This is a genomic window from Mycetocola sp., assembly GCF_046716805.1.
Classification (GTDB): domain Bacteria; phylum Actinomycetota; class Actinomycetes; order Actinomycetales; family Microbacteriaceae; genus Mycetocola_A.
Map to the genome: position 1 here is coordinate 72493 of NZ_JBKJWH010000189.1, position 20739 is coordinate 93231.

Annotated in this window: 19 protein-coding genes and 2 pseudogenes; 6 read left to right on the top strand and 15 right to left on the bottom strand. The window is 65.6% G+C overall.

Features of this window, described 5'->3' with window-relative positions:
- The first annotated feature begins 87 nt into the window (after positions 1-87).
- Together ACLQ62_RS15570 and glgB are read left to right on the top strand one after the other, a co-directional pair.
- Complete coding sequence (locus ACLQ62_RS15570) at positions 88-2157, top strand: alpha-1,4-glucan--maltose-1-phosphate maltosyltransferase (RefSeq protein WP_411722540.1); 2070 nt, start codon at positions 88-90, stop codon at positions 2155-2157.
- 128 nt (positions 2158-2285) lie between these two features.
- Positions 2286-4430 carry a 1,4-alpha-glucan branching protein GlgB gene (gene glgB, locus ACLQ62_RS15575; protein ID WP_411722555.1) on the top strand — a complete coding sequence of 715 codons (2145 nt, stop codon included), beginning with the start codon at positions 2286-2288 and terminating at the stop codon, positions 4428-4430.
- Between the two features lie 100 nt (positions 4431-4530).
- Here the strand turns inward: glgB and ACLQ62_RS15580 are convergent, their stop codons facing one another.
- Positions 4531-5493 (bottom strand): tetratricopeptide repeat protein, encoded by a 963-nt coding sequence (locus tag ACLQ62_RS15580; RefSeq protein WP_411722541.1) that lies wholly within the window; start codon positions 5491-5493, stop codon positions 4531-4533.
- Positions 5493-7346 carry a hypothetical protein gene (locus ACLQ62_RS15585; RefSeq protein WP_411722542.1) on the bottom strand — a complete coding sequence of 618 codons (1854 nt, stop codon included), beginning with the start codon at positions 7344-7346 and terminating at the stop codon, positions 5493-5495. The genes ACLQ62_RS15580 and ACLQ62_RS15585 overlap by 1 nt, the downstream gene beginning before the upstream one ends.
- Positions 7347-7547: 201 nt before the next feature.
- Between ACLQ62_RS15585 and ACLQ62_RS15590 the strand changes: the two genes are divergently transcribed.
- Entirely contained in the window at positions 7548-8594 is a 1047-nt protein-coding gene (locus ACLQ62_RS15590) for an AI-2E family transporter (protein ID WP_411722543.1), read from the top strand.
- 18 nt (positions 8595-8612) lie between these two features.
- On the opposite strand, the gene ACLQ62_RS15595 is transcribed toward ACLQ62_RS15590, so the two are convergent.
- From ACLQ62_RS15595 to rpsB, 9 genes are all read right to left on the bottom strand, one after another.
- A complete protein-coding gene (locus ACLQ62_RS15595; RefSeq protein WP_411722544.1) occupies positions 8613-9335 on the bottom strand; it encodes an alpha/beta hydrolase in 723 nt (240 codons plus the stop codon).
- A gap of 10 nt (positions 9336-9345) precedes the next feature.
- A complete protein-coding gene (locus tag ACLQ62_RS15600) occupies positions 9346-9639 on the bottom strand; it encodes a hypothetical protein (protein ID WP_411722545.1) in 294 nt (97 codons plus the stop codon).
- Positions 9640-9717: 78 nt separating this feature from the next.
- Complete coding sequence (locus ACLQ62_RS15605; protein ID WP_411722546.1) at positions 9718-10419, bottom strand: lytic transglycosylase domain-containing protein; 702 nt, start codon at positions 10417-10419, stop codon at positions 9718-9720.
- Positions 10420-10474: 55 nt separating this feature from the next.
- Entirely contained in the window at positions 10475-11026 is a 552-nt protein-coding gene (locus ACLQ62_RS15610; RefSeq protein WP_411722547.1) for a DivIVA domain-containing protein, read from the bottom strand.
- A 40-nt stretch (positions 11027-11066) separates the two neighbouring features.
- Complete coding sequence (locus ACLQ62_RS15615; RefSeq protein ID WP_411722548.1) at positions 11067-12068, bottom strand: phosphatidate cytidylyltransferase; 1002 nt, start codon at positions 12066-12068, stop codon at positions 11067-11069.
- A 36-nt stretch (positions 12069-12104) separates the two neighbouring features.
- On the bottom strand, positions 12105-12659 hold the full coding sequence (gene frr / locus ACLQ62_RS15620; protein ID WP_297361368.1) for a ribosome recycling factor: 555 nt from the start codon (positions 12657-12659) through the stop codon (positions 12105-12107).
- Positions 12660-12730: 71 nt separating this feature from the next.
- The gene (gene pyrH / locus ACLQ62_RS15625; RefSeq protein ID WP_411722549.1) at positions 12731-13456 is read right to left on the bottom strand and encodes a UMP kinase; all 726 of its coding nucleotides are present in this window, start codon (positions 13454-13456) and stop codon (positions 12731-12733) included.
- Positions 13457-13556: 100 nt separating this feature from the next.
- Positions 13557-14384: a translation elongation factor Ts gene (gene tsf / locus ACLQ62_RS15630; protein ID WP_411722550.1), complete on the bottom strand. Its 828-nt coding sequence runs from the start codon at positions 14382-14384 to the stop codon at positions 13557-13559.
- 24 nt (positions 14385-14408) lie between these two features.
- Positions 14409-15377: a 30S ribosomal protein S2 gene (gene rpsB / locus ACLQ62_RS15635; protein ID WP_411722551.1), complete on the bottom strand. Its 969-nt coding sequence runs from the start codon at positions 15375-15377 to the stop codon at positions 14409-14411.
- Between the two features lie 303 nt (positions 15378-15680).
- Here rpsB and ACLQ62_RS15640 point away from each other — a divergent pair, with 303 nt between their 5' ends.
- Entirely contained in the window at positions 15681-16223 is a 543-nt protein-coding gene (locus ACLQ62_RS15640) for a murein hydrolase activator EnvC family protein (protein WP_411722552.1), read from the top strand.
- A 6-nt stretch (positions 16224-16229) separates the two neighbouring features.
- Here ACLQ62_RS15640 and ACLQ62_RS15645 read toward each other — a convergent pair whose 3' ends face one another.
- The 4 genes and pseudogenes from ACLQ62_RS15645 to ACLQ62_RS15660 all read right to left on the bottom strand — a co-directional run.
- On the bottom strand, positions 16230-17141 hold the full coding sequence (locus tag ACLQ62_RS15645; protein WP_411722553.1) for a tyrosine recombinase: 912 nt from the start codon (positions 17139-17141) through the stop codon (positions 16230-16232).
- Positions 17142-17255: 114 nt separating this feature from the next.
- Positions 17256-18470: a DNA-processing protein DprA gene (dprA, locus tag ACLQ62_RS15650; protein WP_411722554.1), complete on the bottom strand. Its 1215-nt coding sequence runs from the start codon at positions 18468-18470 to the stop codon at positions 17256-17258.
- The gene (locus ACLQ62_RS15655) at positions 18470-18823 is read right to left on the bottom strand and encodes a hypothetical protein (RefSeq protein WP_411722556.1); all 354 of its coding nucleotides are present in this window, start codon (positions 18821-18823) and stop codon (positions 18470-18472) included. Before ACLQ62_RS15655 ends, dprA begins: the two co-directional genes overlap by 1 nt.
- Positions 18812-19066 (bottom strand): annotated as a pseudogene (locus ACLQ62_RS15660) (ATP-binding protein); the annotation flags it as partial. The pseudogene ACLQ62_RS15660 and the gene ACLQ62_RS15655, both read right to left, overlap by 12 nt.
- 52 nt (positions 19067-19118) lie before the next feature.
- Between ACLQ62_RS15660 and ACLQ62_RS15665 the strand changes: the two are divergent.
- Together ACLQ62_RS15665 and ACLQ62_RS15670 are read left to right on the top strand one after the other, a co-directional pair.
- Positions 19119-19508 (top strand): annotated as a pseudogene (locus ACLQ62_RS15665) (recombinase family protein); the annotation flags it as partial.
- Between the two features lie 108 nt (positions 19509-19616).
- Positions 19617-20654, top strand: a complete 1038-nt coding sequence (locus tag ACLQ62_RS15670) for a recombinase family protein (protein WP_411722557.1) — start codon at positions 19617-19619, stop codon at positions 20652-20654.
- Positions 20655-20739: the final 85 nt, after the last annotated feature.

Here is a 20739-nt window from a genome sequence, read left to right on the forward strand (position 1 = left end):
ACCGCCGGGCCCCGCGCCCTCTATTGGCCCGGCGGCGTTAACGCAAGGCACCGACGAACGGGCTGGATTCGCGGTACGGTCGGGGTTGTGGCGAAGAAAGCATCCAGCGCAACGTCCAGGCCTTCCAAGGCCGTCGCGGCGCAGTCCGACACCAGCACAACGACACCCGGCATTGGCAGGATTCCCGTGCTCGGCCTCTCCCCTGTCGTCTCTTGTGGACGCTGGCCCGCCCGCGGGTTCGTCGGCGAGGTCATCCCGTTCCAGGCGACGGCGTTCCGTGAGGGGCACGACGCGATCGGGGTGGAACTGCTGCTCACCGATCCGTCCGGAGCCGCCTCGCGGCATCCGATGAGGCTGAAGTCCGTCGGACTCGATGACTACGTGGTCCTCGCGCAGGTGACCACACCAGGCACCTGGCGGTACCGTGTGCGCGCATACGCTGACGACTTCGAAACCTGGCACCACAATGCCGCCATCAAGATCCCCGCCGGTCTCGATGTCGAGCTGATGTTCACGATCGGCGCGCAGCTCCTGCAGCGGGCCGCAGCCGAGAAGTCCCGACCAGCCGCTGAACGCAGCTACCTGGCGGCGAAGGCAGCCGAGCTGGCGGCGACGGATGCTCCACTCGAGAACCGCACGCACGTCCTCGATGACGCGCGGCTCCACGAGATCGCCCGGCTGCGACCGATGACGAGCCTGTCGAGCGAGTCGGAGGAAGCCTCGATCCGCGTCGAACGGGCCCGCGCCGGTGTCGGATCCTGGTACGAATTCTTCCCCCGATCGGAGGGTGCGAAGCAGAACGCCGACGGCTCGTGGCAGTCCGGGACCTTCCGCACAGCGGCTCAGCGCCTTGCCGGCGTTGCGGCGATGGGCTTCGACGTCGTCTACCTTCCCCCGATCCACCCCATCGGCACGGCATTCCGCAAGGGAAAGAACAACACACTGAACCCGGGACCGCACGAACCGGGTTCGCCGTGGGCCATCGGGTCGGCGGACGGCGGGCACGACGCCATTCACCCCGAACTCGGCACCGTCGACGATTTCCGCTCCTTTCTCAGCCAGGCCGCCGAGCACAACATCGAGATCGCCATCGACCTGGCGCTGCAGGCATCCCCTGACCACCCCTGGGTGACCGAGCATCCGGAATGGTTCACGACGCTGCCCGACGGCACGATCGCGTACGCCGAAAACCCGCCGAAAAAGTACCAGGACATCTACCCGGTCAACTTCGACAACGACCCGGAAGGCATCCGCGCGGAGGTCCTCCGGATCGTGCGGTACTGGGTTTCGGTCGGCGTGAGAATCTTCCGCGTCGACAACCCCCACACCAAACCTGTCGAGTTCTGGGAGTGGCTGATCGCGACCGTCAACGCCGAAGACCCCGACGTCGTCTTCCTCGCTGAAGCGTTCACCCGCCCGGCGATGATGCAGGCCCTCGCCCGGGTCGGTTTCCAGCAGAGCTACACCTACTTCACCTGGCGAAACACGAAGAAGGAACTGGAGGAGTTCTTCACGAGCATCAGTTCGGAGACGGCGGATTTCCTCCGGCCGAACCTTTTCGTGAACACGCCGGACATCCTCACCGAATACCTCCAGTTCGGTGGCCCGGCGGCGTTCACCATCCGGGCTGCCCTCGCGGCGACGGCCGCACCGGTCTGGGGCGTCTACTCCGGATTCGAGTTGTTCGAGAACGTCGCGCGTCCCGGCGCAGAAGAGAACATCGACAACGAGAAGTACGAGTTCAAGCCGAGAGACTTCGCCCGAGCGGATGCCGCGGGCGCGTCGCTGTCGCTCTACCTCGGCATGCTCAACCGGATTCGCCGCGACCACCCCGCGCTCCTGCAGCTGAGGAACCTCCGCCTGCACTCCAGCGACGACGACTCGATCCTTGTCTACAGCAAGCACCTCGACGCCGGTTTCACCGGCACTGGCGAAGCGGACACCATCCTCGTGGTGGCCAACGTCGACCCGCATTCCGTCCGTGAGACGACGGTGCACATCGACAGTTCCGCGTTCGGTATCGAACCAGGCACGCCATACCAGGTCACCGACCTCATCACCGGGGCCAGTTGGCAGTGGGGTGAGCACAACTTCGTGCGGCTCGACGCTTTCACCGAACCGGTTCACATCTTCCACGTCCAGGAGGCCACCTCGTGACCGATCCCACAACGCCCGCAGCGGCCACGTCAGCTTCGACGCCGCCCACCACGTCGCCCCCTGCTGCAACGCCGGCGACGCCTCCCGCGTCAGCGGCACCCGCCGTCGCGCCCCAGCAAGCACCCAGGTTGTCTGAGCACGTACTCGGCGCGGTCTCCGCGGGGTCTCACTACGACCCGCACTCCGTCCTCGGCCAGCACCCGTCAGGCGACAAGACCGTCTTGCGGACACTCCGGCCCCTTGCCAAGAGCGTCACTGCGGTTCTGAAAGGCGGCGAGCGGGTGGAACTCAGCCACCTGTACAACGGCATCTGGGAGGGCGAGCACTCCGCCGGCTTCGCCGACTACTCCATCGAAAGCGACTACGGCGACGGGGTCGTGTGGAGCACCGATGACGCCTACCGGTTCAGCCCGACCATCGGCGAGATGGACCTGCACCTCATCGGTGAAGGCCGGCATGAGCAACTGTGGGAGGCCCTCGGCGCCCACCTCGTCGAGCACGCCGGCGTCGCAGGAACCGCCTTCACGGTGTGGGCCCCGCACGCCCGGGCTGTCCGGGTGCTCGGGGATTTCAACGGCTGGGACGGCCGTCTCCACGCCCTTCGCAACATGGGCCCCACCGGCGTCTGGGAACTCTTCATCCCAGGGCTTCAAGCGGGCACCCTGTACAAGTTCGAACTGCTCGGCGCCGACGGCACGTGGGTGACGCGTGCCGACCCGATGGCGCGATTCACCGAGATCCCCCCGTTGACGGCATCCGTTGTCGGCGAATCCAGCCACGAGTGGACGGATGCCGCGTGGATGGAACACCGCGCGGCCACGAACCCGCACGACGGGCCGATGAGCATCTACGAGATGCACCTCGGCTCCTGGCGCCCGGGGCTCGGCTACCGTGACATCGCCGACCCGCTGATCGAGTACCTCAGGGCCCTCAACTTCACCCATGTGGAGTTCATGCCTGTGGCAGAGCATCCGTACGGCGGTTCCTGGGGCTACCAGATCACCGGGTACTTCGCTCCGACCAGCCGGTTCGGGCACCCGGACGACCTCAAGTACCTGATCGACCGGCTCCACCAGGCCGGCATCGGTGTGCTCATGGACTGGGTCCCCGGGCACTTCGCCACCGACGAGTGGGCGCTCGCCCGGTTCGACGGACAGGCGCTCTACGAGCACCCCGATCCGCGCCGCGGTGAGCATAAGGACTGGGGCACTTACATCTTCGACTTCGGCAACAGTCAGGTGCGCAACTTCCTCGTCGCCAACGCGCTGTACTGGCTCGAAGAGTTCCATGTCGACGGCCTCCGCGTCGACGCGGTCGCCTCAATGCTGTACCTGGACTACTCGCGCGAAGAGGGCGAGTGGTACCCGAACGTGCACGGAGGCCGGGAGAACCTCGAAGCGATCAGCCTGCTGCAGGAGGCCAACGCCACAGCGTACAAGCGGAACCCAGGCATCGTGATGATCGCCGAGGAATCCACGAGCTGGCCCGGTGTCACCGCGTCCACCTCGGACGGCGGGCTCGGCTTCGGCATCAAATGGAACATGGGCTGGATGCATGACTCGCTCCAGTACATCAAGCACGACCCGATGTACCGCTCGTACCACCACGGCGAACTCACCTTCAGCTTCGTCTACGCGTTCAGCGAGAATTTCCTGCTGCCGATCAGCCACGATGAGGTCGTCCACGGCAAAGGTTCGCTGCTGTCACGCATGCCAGGTGACCACTGGCAGAAGCTCGCGAACATGCGCGTGTTCCTCGCGTTCATGTGGGCTCACCCCGGCAAGCAGTTGCTGTTCATGGGGCAGGAGTTCGGCCAGCCGTCCGAGTGGTCAGAAGCCCGCGGCCTCGACTGGTGGATCCTCGACCAGCCCAGCCACCAGGGATTGTTCAGCCTGGTCGGCCAGCTCAACAACCTGTACGGCGAGAACTCCGCCCTGTGGGCCCGCGACAACGACGCCGGCGGGTTCGAGCTGCTCGACGGCGGAGACGCGGCGCACAGCGTGGTCTCGTTTCTCCGCCGCGACCACGACGGCAACGAGATCGTCGCGCTCTTCAACTTCTCGGGCGCACCGGTCGGACCGTACCGGGTGGGCCTTCCTGGGTCCGGGGAGTGGGACGAGATCCTCAACACGGATGCCGCCGAGTTCGGCGGTTCCGGTGTCGGCAACTTCGGAACTGTGGTGGCCGTCGACCAGCCGTGGGCCGGCCGGGCGGCATCCGCCGAACTGACCCTGCCGCCGCTCGGCGCCCTCTGGCTCCGCCGCCGCAGGTAGCCGCGCACCTCAGACGGCGCGAAAACACCCGTTCCGGTCAAGAACACCTGTTGTACCGGGTGATCTCGACCGGAACGGGTGTTCTGGTCTGGGACGGGCGTTAGAAGAGCAGGTTGGTCAGCCGCCCCCGGGCGCGCATGACGCGCGGGTCGTCGAGGCCGGCCACTTCGAACAGCTCGAGGAGACGCGTTCGGATCGTGTTGCGCTCGTCCGCATCCGCTGTTTCGAACCTCGTGAGCAGGCGATCGAACGCATCCTCGACGTGTCCGCCGGAGAGGTCGAGGTCTGCGACGTCGAGCTGGGCGTCCAGGTCATTCGGGTTCGCAGCTGCCGCCGCCCGAATCTGATCAATTGTCTTGCCCTGCAGCCGATTCAGCAGGCTCACCTGGGCGAGCCCGGCAACGGCCATCTTGTCCGTCGGGTTCTGGGCGATCGCGGTCTGGTATGCGGTGATCGCTCGCGGGTAGTCGCCCTGTTCGATCGCCTCATACGCTTCAGCGTGCAGCGGGGGCAGCGGTGGTTCGACAGGCTCGGTGTCTTCGGTAGCGCCTGAAGCGGATGCCGTTCCGGTCACGCCGCTCTGCGCCGCCGCCTGGAGGACCTGCTCGAGGACCTGGCGTACCTGGTCTTCCGGGAGGGCTCCCGCGAACAGCTGCAGCGGCCGGCCGCCGATGAGCGCGACCGCAGCGGGTACGGACTGCACCTGGAAGGCCTGGCGCAGCTGCACGTTGGCGGTGACATCCACCGTGACGAGCAGGAGCCGCCCGCCGTAACTTTCCACGATCTGGGTGAGGCCCGGTGTCGGTGCTCCGGCGAAGAGGTCCACGAGAACGGGAACCTGCATCGACAGGTCAAGGAACTGGCTGAAGTTCGCGTCCGACCCCTCGAGCACAAGGCTGGGGACCTCGACGACTCCCCCACCGGCCGGAGCCGTTCCTGGGCCGCCGGGAGCGGCTGCCGGGCCGGGCGTTCCCGGTGCGCCGGTAGTCGTCCCCCGGTTCACCAGGCTGGACAGGTCGATAGCGCCGCGGAGATGTTCGGCGGCGGGCTGGCTTCCGCTCATCACAGTTCAGCCGCCTTGGTCAGCGCCTGGCTGAAGCCAAGCAGGCGGATGGTCTCCGAGCTTCCTGCCGGCGGAACATAGAACAACAACTGGTCCGTGTAGGTGGACTGCACACCCTTCTCCGTTTCTGTGACGCCGCTCAACGCCGAAATGGCACCAGCGGGTTCGATCTTTGCACCGGTGTCGACCGGTTTGACGACCTCGGTCTCGACGATGTCCACTGCGACGATCGCACCGGACTCGTTGGTCGCCAACGCCACGGGGGCGGCGTCGCCGGCTGCTGCGGCGAACTCGATGGTCGCCGTTGTCGGAAGTTCGTCCTTTTTCGTCTGGCGGTCGGCCGCGATCGCGGCGCGCAGCGAGTCGCCCTCGGCGTCGAACAGGTCGAAGTGAGCGCTCTGGTCACCGTTGGTGATCACATCCGCGTAGGCCTCGGCCAGCTGGTTCGGCTGGAGGATCTGGAAGGTCGACTCCGGTGGGAGCCGCGCCGACCCGATCGTCGCCGGGGCGACATCCGGGATCTGAGCGTCTGGTTCAAGCCGCACGGCGGACTGGACGAGGTAGTTCGAGCGCGGGTTCTCCTGCACGAGGATGAGCGCGGTCGGGGCGACGGACGCATCGGTGTCGTCGGTCACGACGGTCAGCACCGTGCGCGGCCAGGTTTCCGTCGCTTCGGGCAGGGTGAGCCCGCCCGCGGACGCCGGAATCGGGGTCGGCTGGGCATAGTCGGCGAGTTTGCCGCGGATTGCATAGTTCGCGGTGCGTTCATCGAGTGCCGGGCCGGAGAAGCGGGTGGCGGCGAGCGTGGCGTCGCGCGCAGCATCCGCTTCCAGCGCCACTCCCGAGATCTGGGAGACGATGCGCTTCAACTGGGGGCCGGATACAGCGGGCGGCGGCTGCTCATCCTCGGGCAGAACGGCGTCGGTCGGGGTCGGCGTCGCTGTGACCTGGCCGTTTCCGGAGAAGTCTGGCCAGGAGCTTGCCGAGCATCCGGTGAGCGCGAGAGCGGACGCGAGGGTGATCGGAACGATCGCGATCATCGACTTGCGGATCGAACGTTTGCGTTTCGGCGCGCTGCCGTGTTGCTTATCGGACTTGTAGCGGGACGGTTTAGGAACCTTCGGCATTTTCTCCATTCCGGGGCCGGCGGTGACGCTCTTGCGGCGCGGGCCGCGCGACCGGCGCATGTTCTGGATGCCGAGGAGGTAGAGCACAAGCCCGACGAGCAGCAGCAGGATTCCTCCCGCGATCAGCGGGCCGGCCCAGGGTGTCGCGTTGTCGATCGGCCACGACACTTCGACGCGGTCCGGCGCGGGATCCGTGCCGTTCGAGGCGAGGATCACACTGACGTCGTCGGGGACGCTGATCGTCTGTACGAGAGCGCCTTCCTCGGAGTACTCGGCGAGCCACAGGTCTGAACCAGCTGGATTCGCTTGAGCAACAGCTTCAGCCTCCGCTGCCGCCTGTTCCTCCTCGGTCGGCGGTTCGGTACCCTCCTCGGGAGCGGCCTCGTCATTCTCGACCGGTTCCGGCGTGACGACGGATGCCTTCAGGCTGTCGTTCTCGGAGTCGACCGTCAACGCGTTGTACGGGGAGTCGCCGAGCCAGGCCAGGACGTCGGCCGTGCGCCCGTAGGCGAGAAAGACCTCGTCCGAGCCCGAGACGGTCAGTGACTGCTGGCCGGGCTGTTCGGTGAGTTCCTCGCCGCTGATGACGGTGTACGGCAGGTCACCCTTGACCGTCGTGTTGACGGCGTAGGTCGATGGGCCGAGAAAGATCGTGTGTTGGGCGATACCCAGCACGATCATGGCCGCGGCGACCACAAACGCCAAAATCGCGAGAACGAAGCGCACTACATCTCCTTCGGGGCCGCGACCGCAGGGGCGGTGCACCTGGATTCGCTCGGAAATCCGGGCCGGTCGCAACAGGACAGACGTTTCACAGTAGTCGAAATGCCTGAGAGGGCGCTTAACACGGTAGTGGATGCGCCTCGATGCGGCGTCCCTCCCACTGGACAGTACGATGATCTGACGTGCTCCGATGGAGGGACAGCAGTGAAGATCTCAAACCCGTTCCGTGTCGGCCTCATCGGCACACTCGGCGTCGGACTCGGTTTGCTGATCATTCTTTCCGTCGTGACACTGCAGACGATTCTCAGCTACATCGGTGCCGCCATCTTCATCTCGCTCGGCCTCGACCCGCTGGTTTCGTGGCTGGAGAAGAAGCAGTTCCCGCGGTGGGCTGCGCTTCTCGTGGTGATCATCGGCGTCCTGGCCCTCTTCGCCGGGCTGGTCTGGATGGTCGTGCCCATCATCATCGATCAGGTGTCTGAACTGATTCGACTCATCCCGGGTCTGCAAGCCCAGTTCCAGGAGTATCCGCTGGTCGATGTCCTCTCGGACCAGTTCCCCGGCCTTGACGTTCGCACGATCATCGCGGATGCCGGAACGTTCCTGACCGACAACATCACGAACATCGGATCGGGCGCCATCCAGGTGGCCTTCGCCATCGGTTCGGCGCTCTTCGGCGCGCTGATCATCCTCATCCTGACGATCTACTTCACCGCCTCGCTCGGTTCGATCAAGCGCGGCCTGTACCAGCTGGTGCCGGCCACGAAACGGGAACGCTTCGCCGACCTCGCCGAGCAGATCACGGACTCCGTCGGACGGTACGTCATCGGTCAGGTCGGCACAGCCGCCTGCAACGGCATCCTGTCGTTCATCTTTCTCTCGATCATCGACGCACCGTTCCCGCCGGTGCTCGCCTGCATCGCTTTCTTCTTCTCGATGATCCCACTGGTCGGAACGTTGACCGGATCGATCATCATCACGCTGGTCTGCCTGATCCCCGGGCTGGGTTCCCCCGTCACCGCGCTCTTCGCCGGCATCTACTACCTCATCTACATGCAGATCGAGGCGTATGTGATCAGCCCGAACGTGATGCGCCGCGCGGTCGCCGTTCCTGGTGCCCTCGTCGTCATCGCCGCACTCGCCGGTGGCTCACTGATGGGTCTCCTCGGAGCGCTCATCGCGATCCCGACCGCGGCGTCGATCCTGCTGATCATCAAGCAGGTCGTGATCCCCCGCGCCAACGAGCTCTGACCCTGAGGTTCGGCCCGCTCAGCCTTCGGTGGGCCATTCGGTCGGCAGCGGCAGCGCGGCGGGGTTGACCGCTCGCACGATCTCCTCGAGCACGCGGCGGGTCTGATTCTCGCCCACCCAGAGGTGTTTGCCGCCCTCGACCGGAATGAGCGTCATGCCAGGCACGCTGGAGAACCGCTCAGCGGCCTCCTCCGGGCGGAGGTAGTCGTCGAACTCCGGGATGAGGGCGATGAGAGGTCGGTCATGCCCGTGCCAGGAAGCCACATCGTTCGGTTGGGCCCGGTGAAGCGGCGGCGACAGAAGAATGGCGCCGGCGATCGGATGCGAGCGCCCGTACTTGAGGACCAGTTCGGTCCCGAACGACCAGCCGACGAGCCAGGGCTGGGGCAGACCGCGCTCCGCGACGAAGGCCATGGCTGCGTCGAGGTCATGTTCCTCGGTGATGCCCTCGCCGAAGGCGCCATCGCTGGTTCCACGCGGCGACGACGTTCCGCGGGTGTTGAACCGCAGCACGGCGATGTCTGCGAGGGCGGGGAGTCGCCCGGCGGCTTTGCGGAGGATGTGGGAGTCCATGAACCCGCCGGCTGTGGGCAGCGGATGAAGCGTCACAAGCGTTGCCACGGGCTCCTTCCCCTGAGGGGCCGCGAGTTCGCCGACCAGCGTGAGCCCATCAGCAGTCACAAGTTCAATGTCTTCACGGGTTGCGGGCAGTTCTACGCCGCCGCGGATCTCCAGGGTCATGGCATCCTTCCTAACCGATTCGCCAGCAGTGGGTGTGCCAGTGCCTGCGCGAGGCAAGGTCAGCGGCGTCGCCGAGCACCCCGTCCGCGCGCCAGACGACGAGATGAGCCGTGCCGCGGGCGACGGGGAGCGAGCAGGCTGGGCACAGGTAATCCTTGACCGCCTGTGCGCCGCTCACCGGCTGGACGTTCCATTCCTGGCCACGCCTGGTCTCGGTGCGCTTCCAGCCGCTCAGCAGATGCGCCAGGCCGTCACCGTCGTCCTTGGCGGGCTTGGCGCCGCGTGGACGGTTGCTTCGAGGCATGCTTTCATCCTAGGCAGGAATCTGCCAGGACATCGGCACGACGCAGCCAGCCACTGCGCCTGCCGATCGGTGCTGGAATCAGTACCAGTTCTTAGCCTGCGAGTGGCTCCATGCGCCGCAGGGGGTGCCGTACCGGCCGCTGATGTAGCCGAGTCCCCAGGTGATCTGGGTGGCGGGGTTCGTCGCCCAGTCGCTCCCTGCGCTGCCCATCTTGCTGCCCGGGAGCGCTTGCGGGATGCCGTATGCACCGCTCGACGGGTTGGATGCGTTGACGCGCCATCCGGACTCCTTGTTCCACAAGGAGACGAGGCACGAGAACTGATCCTCTCCCCACCCTCGCGAGAGCACCATGCTGTGAGCGATCGCCTGAGCGGAACCCGGGTCGGCCTTGACCACGGGCAACGGTGCGCTCGTGCTCTTCTTCGTCTCTGTGGCCTTCTTGGCGACGGGCGCGTCCACAGGGGCGGGTGGCGGCGGTGGCGGCGGAGGCGGCGGTGCCGCAATCACGGTGTAACCGTCGCGGGTGAAGCCGGTTTCGTAGGCTCCGGCCACAGCGAGTTTCTGCGTGGCCTTACCGTCGTATCGCTCGGCGACCTGGAAGTACGGCGATGCCGTCGCGCCTGAGTACGGGTCGACGACGTTCACGGCGACCACGCCAACGGCTGCGGTGAAGGCGAAGATGAAGAGAGTGAACGGGCTCCGCGATCGGGGTCTCTCGAAAGCCCTTCTGACCTTCGGAGCTGGTACAGAGGACTCGACCTGCGCTAGATGTTTACCCACGATTCGACGACTGTAGCCCAGAACGGGGACATTTGCGAGTCAATCGTGCCGCATGTCACCGAACGGCGAGCATGACCTCGGTGACGGCATCGAGCAGGAGGTCGACCTGAGACTCGACGTAGCCACCCCTCTGAGCCCGGAATACCGCGGTTCTCACGGCGTCGGCGCTGAGCGGCGTTCCTTTCTCAAAGTAGGCAACGAGTTGCTCGCAAAAAGCGTCGACATCGTCGGTCCGATAGCCCTGAGCGAGGAAGGCGGTGCGGGAGAACTTGTGGCCCGCCGGCCGGGCCAGCCGGTTGAGGATCACCTGGGCGGTCTCCCTCGCGGAGGTCAGCCATTCCCTCTTGCCTGCCTCGGTCAACGCGCGATCGCGTTCCCGCAGTGCGAATGCGTCCTCGAGGCGCTCGAGCGCGGCGTCCACCGGTCCGGTGGCATATCCGCCGCGGGTCAGGGCGAAGGAGGTCCTGCGGATGTCAGCCGACGTCAGCGTCGGGGACTCGCTCTCATCCTCGTCGTACGCTTTCCGAGCGGACTGGAGGAACGCATCGACCTGGTCCCGCGCATATCCGCGGACTCGCCCCTGTGCGGTGGGGAATGTATTCGTCACCGGTTCTGCCTTTCCGCCTCAGTGCGCATCCGACGTTGGGTCATCCGACGACCGGGGCGTTGCTGAACAGGAGGTACAGCGCGAACGCGATCGGCGCGGAAGGAAGAATCGAGTCAAGACGGTCGAGGAACCCACCGTGGCCGGGAAGCCAGGAACTCATGTCCTTGATCCCCAGGTCCCGTTTGATGAGCGATTCAGTGAGGTCACCCATCGTCGCCGTTCCCAGAAGCGCCAGCCCGAGGATGAGACCGACCCACCAGGGGCTGTTGAGCATGAAGATGGCGAGCAGGATGCCGGCGGTCACGGCGGCGACGGCGGCTCCCGCGAGCCCTTCCCAGGTCTTCTTCGGGCTGATCAGCGGGGCCATCGGATGCTTGCCGAAATTGAGCCCGCTCGCGTAAGCGCCGATGTCGACGGCGATGACAATGATGAGGAATGCCAGCGCCCACCACTGCCCTTCGGGCTGACGGACCAGCACGATGGCGAAACTGCCGAGGAACGAGACGTAAACCTGGACGAACACTGCTGCGGCGAGGTCTCGGAGCACGTCCAGAGTCCTGCGAGGGGTTGGGTGCGCCATCTGGGCGACGAGTCGCCAGGCGAGGATGAACACGATCACCCCGATGAGCATCGCCAAGCGTGACGCCGGGTCGAAGAAGTACCCGGAGACGACGATTGCGACGCCGCCGACGACCGCAGGCCAGACATCGATGGCACGGCCGGCACGTCTGAACGCGTGCGCGAGTTCGAACACGGTGAACGCGATGATGGCGGCGCCGAAGAGGACGAAAAGCTCCTTGACCACGATGAGGCTGAACAGCATCGCGAGCCCGAGCCCGAGCCCGATGAGCGTTGCCAGAAGGAGGTTGCGTCCGGCGCGAGCCTCGATCCGGGAATTCGCTTCGTCGATCTGCGCGCGTGTCGCCCGAACCTGCCGCTCGATGTCGGCGCGCCGCGACCTCAGCTGCGCGGAGATGTCGTCGCGGGAGCCACGCCTCGGCCTTGGCCGACGCGGAGCGCTGCCGTCGTCAGCGTCAGGCACTGGTGCACCCGTTCCTTCGGATCACAGCGGTCGGTCCTAAATCTCGAGAAGCTCTGACTCTTTGCGCTTCAGAGCGTCGTCGATCGCGTCGATGTGGGTTTTCGTGAGCTGTTCCAGCTCCTTCTCGCCCCTCGCGACATCGTCGTCTCCGACCTCGCTCTTCAACGCGTCGAGGTCGTCCTTGGCCTTGCGACGGATGTTCCGAACGCTCACCTTCGCGTCCTCACCCTTGTTGCGGACGATCTTGACGTACTCCTTGCGACGCTCAGCGGTGAGCTCGGGCAGGGTCACCCGCACGATGGTGCCGTCGTTCGTCGGGTTGGCACCGAGGTTGGGCGTGTCGCGGATCGCCTGTTCGATGTCTTTGAGCGCGGTCTTGTCGTACGGAGTGACGATGATGGTGCGGGCTTCATTGTTCTGGAGGGAAGCCAACTGCTCCAGCGGAGTCGGAGTGCCGTAGTAATTCACCAGGATCTTCTGGAACATCTGCGGGTTGGCGCGACCGGTGCGCACCGTGGCGAAGTCTTCCTTCGCCACATCGACGGCCTTGTCCATCCGGGTTCCAGCGTCAGTCAAAACATCCGCGATCACAGCGACTCCTTTTTATTGCGTGTTGTACCGCACCCATTCTAGAGGGGCGGTGCTGGTGGGCTCGATTCAGCTCAATTGCTGACGAGGGTGCCGATGCGTGCTCCGAGGATTGCCTTGGTCACGTTCCCCGCCGGCGCCATGCCGAAAACCTGCATCGGCATCGAGTTGTCCATGCAGAGGCTGAACGCGGTGGAGTCGACGACCTTCAGGCCGGTCTGGAGCGCCTCCTGGTACGTGATCGAGTCGATCCGGGTGGCGTTGGAGTCAAGCTTCGGGTCGGCGGTGTAGACGCCGTCAACCCCGTTCTTGGCGAGGAGCACGATGTCGGCGTCGATCTCGAGCGCCCGCTGTGCGGCGACCGTGTCGGTGGAGAAGTACGGCAGACCGGCACCGGCGCCGAAGATGACAACGCGGCCCTTCTCGAGGTGACGCTCGGCGCGACGGGGAATGTACGGTTCGGCGACCTGAGTCATTGAGATGGCCGACTGGACACGGGTCTCAGCTCCCGCCTGCTCGAGGAAGTCCTGAAGCGCGAGGGAGTTCATCACGGTCCCCAGCATGCCCATGTAGTCGGCTCGACCGCGGTCCATTCCGCGAAGGGAAAGCTCAGCGCCGCGGAAGAAGTTGCCTCCGCCGACGACGATGGCGATCTCGACCGTCGCCGCGGCCTCCGCGATCTCGCGCGCGATCTGGCTGACGACATCCGGGTTCACGCCGAGCGAGCCGGCCCCGAAGGACTCTCCGCTCAGCTTGAGCAGCACCCTGCGCTTCTTCGTGCCTGTTGACATCCGTGTCATCCTTTCGTGAATCCCTGACAGAACTACTGTGTGGCGACGGAGGCCGCGCACATGAAAAAGGAGTCCGGATCACGATGTGATCCGGACTCCCATGGCGAACCTACGCGCCGACCTTGAAGCGGGCGAAGCCCGTCACGTCGAGCTTGGCATCCGCCAGAACCTTCTTGACCTGAACCTTGCTGTCGCGAGCGTAGTCCTGCTCGAGCAGGGCGACCTGCTTGAAGAACCCGGTCAGGCGACCTTCGACGATCTTGGGCAGTGCAGCCTCAGGCTTGCCCTCGTTCTTCGAGATCTCCGTTACGATTTCGCGCTCCTTGTCGACGATCTCTGCCGGCACGTCCTCACGGGTGAGGTACTGCGGGTCGAACATCGCGATGTGCTGAGCAACAGCCCGTGCGGTCTCGGCGTCGTCTCCGCTGTAGCTGACGACGACTCCGATCTGCGGGGGCAGGTCCTTCGACGTTTTGTGCAGGTACGTGGCGAACTTCTCGCCCGAGACCAGCGCGACGCGGCGAAGTTCGACCTTTTCGCCGAGGATCGCTGCTTCATCGTCGATGAGCTGGCCGACCGTGGAGTTCCCGGCCGGAGCAGCGAGTGCTTCCTCGACCGATGCGGCGCCTGAGGCTGCGACAGCCTCGAGCACCTTGTCGGCCAGGGCAACGAACTTGTCGTTCTTCGCGACGAAGTCGGTTTCGCAAGCGAGTTCGATCAGCGTTGTGTTCGAACCGTTGTCCTTGGCGGCGACGAGGCCCTCGCTCGTGGAGCGGTCGGCACGCTTCGCGTTACCCTTCGCACCCTTGAGACGCAGGATCTCGGTTGCCTTCTCCAGGTCACCCTCGGCTTCGACGAGAGCGTTCTTGGTGTCGACCATTCCGGTGCCAAGCTGCTCGCGAAGAGTCTTGACATCAGCAAGATTGAAATTTGCCATAAGTTATTGCACTCCTCGTTCGGGTTAGTTGTTGTCGGCGGCCGGCTGCTTCTCAGCGTCGGTCGCTTCAGCCTCGAGGCGTTCCTCGGTCTTCTCGTCACTTTCAACGGTGACGACCTCGACGGGCGCGTCGTCGCTCTTCGCGGCGTTCTTCTCGGCAACCTCGGCGTCGGCGTCGTTGTGCTCGACCGGTGCTTCAGCGGCTTCGGCCGGTGCTTCAGCCGTCTCGGCCTCGGCGCCAAGGAGCTCAGCTTCCCAGGCCGCGAGCGGCTCGACGGGAGCGGATCCCTCTTCGGGCTTCTGGTGGCGCTGGATCAGACCCTCGGCGGCAGCGTCAGCGATGATGCGCGTGAGCAGGCCGACGGAGCGGATGGCGTCGTCGTTGCCCGGGATCGGGTAGGTGACCTCATCCGGGTCGCAGTTGGTGTCGAGAATGCCGATGACGGGGATACCGAGCTTCTTCGCCTCGTCGATGGCGAGGTGCTCCTTCTTGGTGTCGACAACCCACAGAGCCGACGGCGTCTTGGTGAGGTTGCGGATTCCGCCGAGCGACTTGTGAAGCTTGTCGAGCTCGCGCTTCTTGATGAGAAGTTCCTTCTTGGTGAAGCCGGACTTCGAGGAGTCCTCGAAGTCGAGCTCCTCGAGCTCCTTCATGCGAGCGAGTCGCTTCGACACCGTCTGGAAGTTGGTGAGGAGGCCACCGAGCCAGCGCTGGTTCACGTAGGGCTGGCCGACGCGGGTCGCCTGCTCGGCGATCGATTCCTGGGCCTGCTTCTTCGTACCGACGAAGAGGACCGTTCCGCCGTGGGCGACGGTCTCCTTGACGAAGTCGTAGGCCTTGTCGATGAAGCCGAGCGACTGCTGGAGGTCGATGATGTAGATGCCGGAACGCTCCGTGAAGATGAAGCGCTTCATCTTCGGGTTCCAACGGCGGGTCTGGTGCCCGAAGTGCACGCCGCTGTCGAGCAGCTGGCGGATGGTTACGACGGCCATGAGCCGTTCTCCTGTTCTGACGCGCCCATGCCGGGCAGGCGTCGATCGGTTGTTCAAAGCGGCCGAGTGGCCGCTCTTCCTGGTGCCCGGCGCACGTCCGCCGGACTCCGAAGAGCCGGACCGAGTGGATGTGTTGGCCGAATGGGCACGCGTAGTCATCCCGACACGCGGGATGCTTCCTTCAGCATAACAGGGTCGGGGAGACTTCCCTGTGTCCCTCACACCGGCATCCGCATCGCTGCTTCCCCACCATTCGCCGGGGATCCGTGGCACGGTTTTCGAAGCACGGCAGACTATCCGGTCATGGCCATGCCGGCGCGGAGGAGCCGCGTCACCGCCGCAATTCTGATCGCGGCGGTGGCGGCCATCGTGCTGGGCGGACCGGCACCAGCGGCGGGGCGTGCGGGGAGCCCCGTGCGCGCGTCCACCGAGGTACCGCCGTGGGGTTGGCCGGTAGCCCCTCCGCACCAGCTCCTGCGCGGATTCGAGGCTCCCCCGAGGCCGTATGCGGCCGGTCACCGCGGCATCGATGTGACCGCGACCGCAGGTGGCGCGGTTCTCGCCGCCGCGGACGGGATCGTCGGCTTCGCCGGGATGGTCGTCGACCGTCCCGTCCTGTCGGTGCGGCACGGCGACGGGCTTGTCTCGAGCATCGAACCCGTGGCCGCCACGGTGCAAGCGGGCGCTGAGGTGCGTATGGGCGACACGATCGGTGTCGTCGCATCCGGTGGTCACTGCGGCGGTCGGTGCGTGCATTTCGGAGTCCGGCTCTACGGCGAGTACGTCAACCCGATGGCTCTGCTTTCAGCGCTCGAACGCGCGGTGCTGCTGCCGCTCGGTCGATAACGGCGCTCAAGCGCGGGGGTGGGCCGTCCGGTAGCTCTCCTTGAGTCGTTCCATCGACACGTGGGTGTAGATCTGGGTGGTGCCGAGGGACGCGTGGCCGAGGAGTTCCTGCACCGCCCGAAGGTCGGCTCCCCCGTCGAGCAGATGGGTTGCCGCGGTGTGGCGAAGGGTGTGTGGTCCGGCCGCCGTTCCCCCCGGGATGCCGGCGAGCAGCTTGCTGACGATGTTGTACACGCTGCGTGGGTTCAGGCGCCCGCCTCGCGCGCCGAGAAAGATGGAGGGATGCGGCGTCGGTGTGCGGGCAAGCAGCGCGGGTCGCGCCTGGCGGAGGTAGTCGACGAGCGCGGAGTGGGCGGGCACACCGAACGGCACGACCCTCTCCTTGGATCCCTTGCCGAGCACCCGGACCGTGAGCCGGTCGAGGTCGACATCGTCGAGGTCGAGTCCGCACAGTTCAGAGACACGCAGCCCGCTCGCGTAGAGAAGTTCGATCAGTGCCGAGTCGCGCAGGGCTACCGGGTCGCCGGTGGCAGTCTTCTCAGCGAGAGAGTCCAGGAGGGCGTCCATCTGTGGGCGCTGGACGACGTGTGGGAGGGAACGGCCGGTCTTCGGCGACCGAAGCCTCGCGGCCGTGTCGACTGGGATCTCGCCGTTGCGGGCGAGCCAGGCCGACCAGCCTCGAACCGATGCCGACCGCCTGGCAATCGTGGCGTGGCCGAGGCCGGCTTGTGACGACTGCCACAGCCAGTCCCGCAACAGTTCGAGGTCGATGTCGGCGACGTCGTCGACCCCGCGCTCGGCCGCGAAGGAAGTGAAGGCGGCAAGATCGGACTCGTATGCCCGGCTGGTCGCCTCTGAGTACTGTCGCTCGACCGACACGTAGTCGATGTAGCGCGCGACGGCTGGCGGAATCTTCACTCCCTCAGAATCCCCCACCGAGCGCGAGTTGGGCCGCAGACTCACCCGTGACACGTGCTCACGGTTTCGGACGAGGCGTTGCCGCGAACGAGCACGGCCCGGTCAGCCCCCGCATCAGCGGCGGGGTGAGTAGACCCAGCCCCCGGGTTTCTCAGCGACACAGTCGTCGAGCTCCAGCATCCCGAGCACGGAGTACACGGTATCCACCGGCAACCCTGATCGCACGGCGACATCCACGGGCATTCGCGGCGTCTGCACGCTGAGCGCGTCAAGCACTCGAACCTCGTCCGAGCTCCGCTCCGACGGCACGGGCTCGGGTCTGGCCGGCTCTCCCCCGGCGAGTTCGACCATTTCGTCGACGCTCGTCACACAGACCGCGTCGTATTCACGGATCAACCGATGGCATCCGGCCGATGCGGCGCTCGTGATCGGGCCGGGCACGGCGCCGAGCGGGCGCCCCAGCGCTGCCGCGTGCCCGGCGGTGTTCAGCGCGCCCGAGCGCCAGCCTGCCTCGAGCACCACCGTCGCATCGCTCACCGCTGCGATCAGCCGATTCCGTTGCAGGAATCTCCATTTGGAAGGTTGCCCGCCGCATGGCATCTCCGAGAGAACGGCCCCGGTCTCGATGATCCGGTCGATGAGTACCGCGTGTCCGCTCGGGTATGGCCGGTCAACGCCACCGGCGAGGAACGCGACGGTGGTGCCGTGAGACGCGAGAGCCGCGCGATGCGCCATCCCGTCGATTCCGTATGCGGCGCCAGAAACGATGGCGAAGCCGCGCCCGACCAGCCCGCTCCCCGCCTCGATTGCCACATGCTCGCCGTATCCGGTCGCAGCGCGCGCACCGACCAGGGCGATGGAGTGCGCCATCGCGGGGAGTGCGTCCGTTCGGCCGCGCACCCACAGCGCGAGCGGCGCGTGGGGGCCGAGTTCGTCGAGCCGCTCAGGCCACAGCTCGCTCGCCGGCGTGAGAAGCGTCGCCCGGCACGCAGCGGCCAATGACAGGGCCTGCAGCGTCAAGCGTGAATTCGCCCGCGGCAGCCAGCGAGCGAGCGCCTGCTCGATCTGCGTGTCCACATCATCCATGGCGCCAACCGAGCCGAGGGCGGCACAGATGCGTGGCACGCTCCAGCGCTCGACAAGCATGGTGAGTGCGGCGGAGGCCCCGGCGGCCGCGACGAGGAAGCCGGCGGCTCCGTCGCCCGGCTCGGCGATGCCGCTCCACGCTGCCCGGGCGAAGGTGTCGGCGACCTCGCCGGGGGCGCCCGGCGGCTCGACCCGCTCGATGGCGGAGCGCACCTCGTCACTGTCGAGTCCGAATAGCGTCATCAGATTCCCTTCCTCAAGAACAGCGCTCGGCCGATCTGCCGAGCGTCGGGCCTGCCGGTGCCATCCAGATCGGACAACGTCCACGCGACACGAAGCACCCGGTCGTACCCGCGCATCGTGATCGCACCCCGTTCGAGCGCCCGGTCGAGCGGCGCGGTGACCGCGCGAGACAGCATCCGTTCCCTGCTGCGCAGCCACGGGCCCGGGACCTGCCCGTTGGTCGTCCACGGGGTACCGGAAAGTCGTTCAGCGGTCCGCTGCCTGGCGAGGGCGACCGTCTGCCTCGCCGCGGAGCTGGTCAGCCGTTGTTCGTCCCCGGACACCGCCAACTCTGCCGACGTGATCCGCCGCACCCGCAGTTGGATGTCGATCCGGTCCATCAGCGGACCGGAGACCCGGCCGAGATATCGACGAATCGCGCTCGGCGGGCAGACGCAGGTGTTCTCTTTCGCACCGTAGTGACCGCACGGGCAGGGGTTGGCAGCGAGCACGAGCTGGAAGCGTCCGGGAAAGTGCGCAACGGCGTTGGCCCGGTGGATGCTGATGGTGCCGGATTCAAGCGGCTGGCGGAGCGCGTCAAGCACGCTGGCCTGAAACTCGGGTGCTTCGGCGCGGTATCAGAAAAACACCCATGCGATACAATCGACTATGAGTCATTCATCGACAAAGCGTACGGCGCTCTACGTTCGGCAGTCACTGGACCGTGCCGAAGGTATCGAAAGCCAGTTGGTCCGGTGCACCAAGATGGCCGAAGCGCGAGGCTGGCAGATCGTCGACACGTTCACGGACAACGAAACACGCGCCTCCAAACCGCGAGGTCCCGAGACCGGCTGGGGTCGAATGCTGACAAGAATCGGCAAAGACTTCACTGTGGTCATCGCCGTTGACCTCGACCGGCTTCTCCGAAATACCCGTGACCTCAACACGCTTGTGGACCTCGGGGCGCAGGTAGTCACTGTTGACGGCGAGATAGACCTCAGCACGGCTGATGGCGAGTTCCGCGGCACCATGCTTGCAGGCATCGCGCGTTTCGAGACGCGCCGAGCGAGCGAGCGACAGCGCCGAAGTAAACAGCACCGACGCGCCAACGGCCAGTGGCATGGTGGGATTCCTCCGTACGGTTACCGCGCTCAAGATGGATGCCTTATGCCCGAACCGGCTGAGGTGAAGCGCATCCAGGAGGCCGCACGTCGACTACTCGATGACAGAGAAACCATGTCCTCGATCATCAAGGACTGGAATAACAAGGGAGTGCAGACCCGCACCGGCAAGCACTGGCGCCAGCCCAACCTTCGCTCGATCCTGCTGAACCGAGCGATGCTCGGTGAGACAAAAGCAGGTGTGGTGGGTTGGGAACCCATCCTCAAGCAACGAACGTTCGACCGCCTGCATGCCCTACTCACCGACCCCTCGCGAAAGATCACCCACTCCCCCGGAGTCAAAACCGAGAGGTACAGCATGGGCGGTGGCCTCACTGTCTGTGCTGCATGCGGGAAGCCACTCGTAACGAATACCAAGAACCGTGGTGACTCGACAGTGCCGACGCTCTCATGCCTCGTACGGGTTCAAGGTCCAAGCGCGAAACACCCGCGCGTGGAGCGAGAAGTCACTCGCAATGGGACGACCGCCAGAGTGTGGCAGGAATCGGGTCGCGTTTCCGTCGCGCATGACAGGCTGGAAGAGTACGTCTTCGAGCAAGCCATCGCGCGGATGAATGCCACAGCGCGTTGGCATCAGCGCATGAGCGAATCCGACCCGGTTATCGAAGCCGCCATCGACGCATTCGAGGCCGACCGAGCGGCCCTGCGAGATCAGCGCGAGCGCGCAGGGAAGGCGTTCGTGCTCGGCGTGATGAGTGAGCGTGAGGCCCAACGCGAGGTCGAACGAATTGACGCTGAACTCGAAGCGATCGAGAGAAAGATAACCGACCTTCTTGGCCGACCGGCAATCTCGAAGCTGTTAGAGCACGGCATCGATTGGCGAGCCTGGACACCAGGTCGACGGCGTGCATTCCTGCGGCTACTCATCGACCGAGTTGAAATCGGCGCATGGCCGGATGGATTCTCCCGGCGGGTTGTCCAGCAACGCGGTGAGGGTGACGACGTCCACGCTGAGCGTCAACGCGCGCACGCCATGGCCGCGATGTCGAAACGCGTACAAATCCTCTGGCTGGATGAACGTTGATCAGCTAATCTTGGGTGACCAAGGTAAAAGATAGCCGGGTGAAATGCTCGGCTATCTTTATGTCTAGACGACCTTTCGCTCGGCC

Bases quoted from the DNA above. Each gene is read 5' to 3' on its own strand.
- dprA (WP_411722554.1), bottom strand. From the start codon at position 18,470: ATGACGCTATTCGGACTCGACAGTGACGAGGTGCGCTCCGCCATCGAG.
- ACLQ62_RS15595 (WP_411722544.1), bottom strand. From the start codon at position 9,335: ATGACCCTGGAGATCCGCGGCGGCGTAGAACTGCCCGCAACCCGTGAA.
- ACLQ62_RS15670 (WP_411722557.1), top strand. From the start codon at position 19,617: ATGCCCGAACCGGCTGAGGTGAAGCGCATCCAGGAGGCCGCACGTCGA.
- ACLQ62_RS15640 (WP_411722552.1), top strand. From the start codon at position 15,681: ATGGCCATGCCGGCGCGGAGGAGCCGCGTCACCGCCGCAATTCTGATC.
- rpsB (WP_411722551.1), bottom strand. From the start codon at position 15,377: ATGGCCGTCGTAACCATCCGCCAGCTGCTCGACAGCGGCGTGCACTTC.
- ACLQ62_RS15580 (WP_411722541.1), bottom strand. From the start codon at position 5,493: ATGAGCGGAAGCCAGCCCGCCGCCGAACATCTCCGCGGCGCTATCGAC.
- ACLQ62_RS15600 (WP_411722545.1), bottom strand. From the start codon at position 9,639: ATGCCTCGAAGCAACCGTCCACGCGGCGCCAAGCCCGCCAAGGACGAC.
- pyrH (WP_411722549.1), bottom strand. From the start codon at position 13,456: ATGACACGGATGTCAACAGGCACGAAGAAGCGCAGGGTGCTGCTCAAG.
- tsf (WP_411722550.1), bottom strand. From the start codon at position 14,384: ATGGCAAATTTCAATCTTGCTGATGTCAAGACTCTTCGCGAGCAGCTT.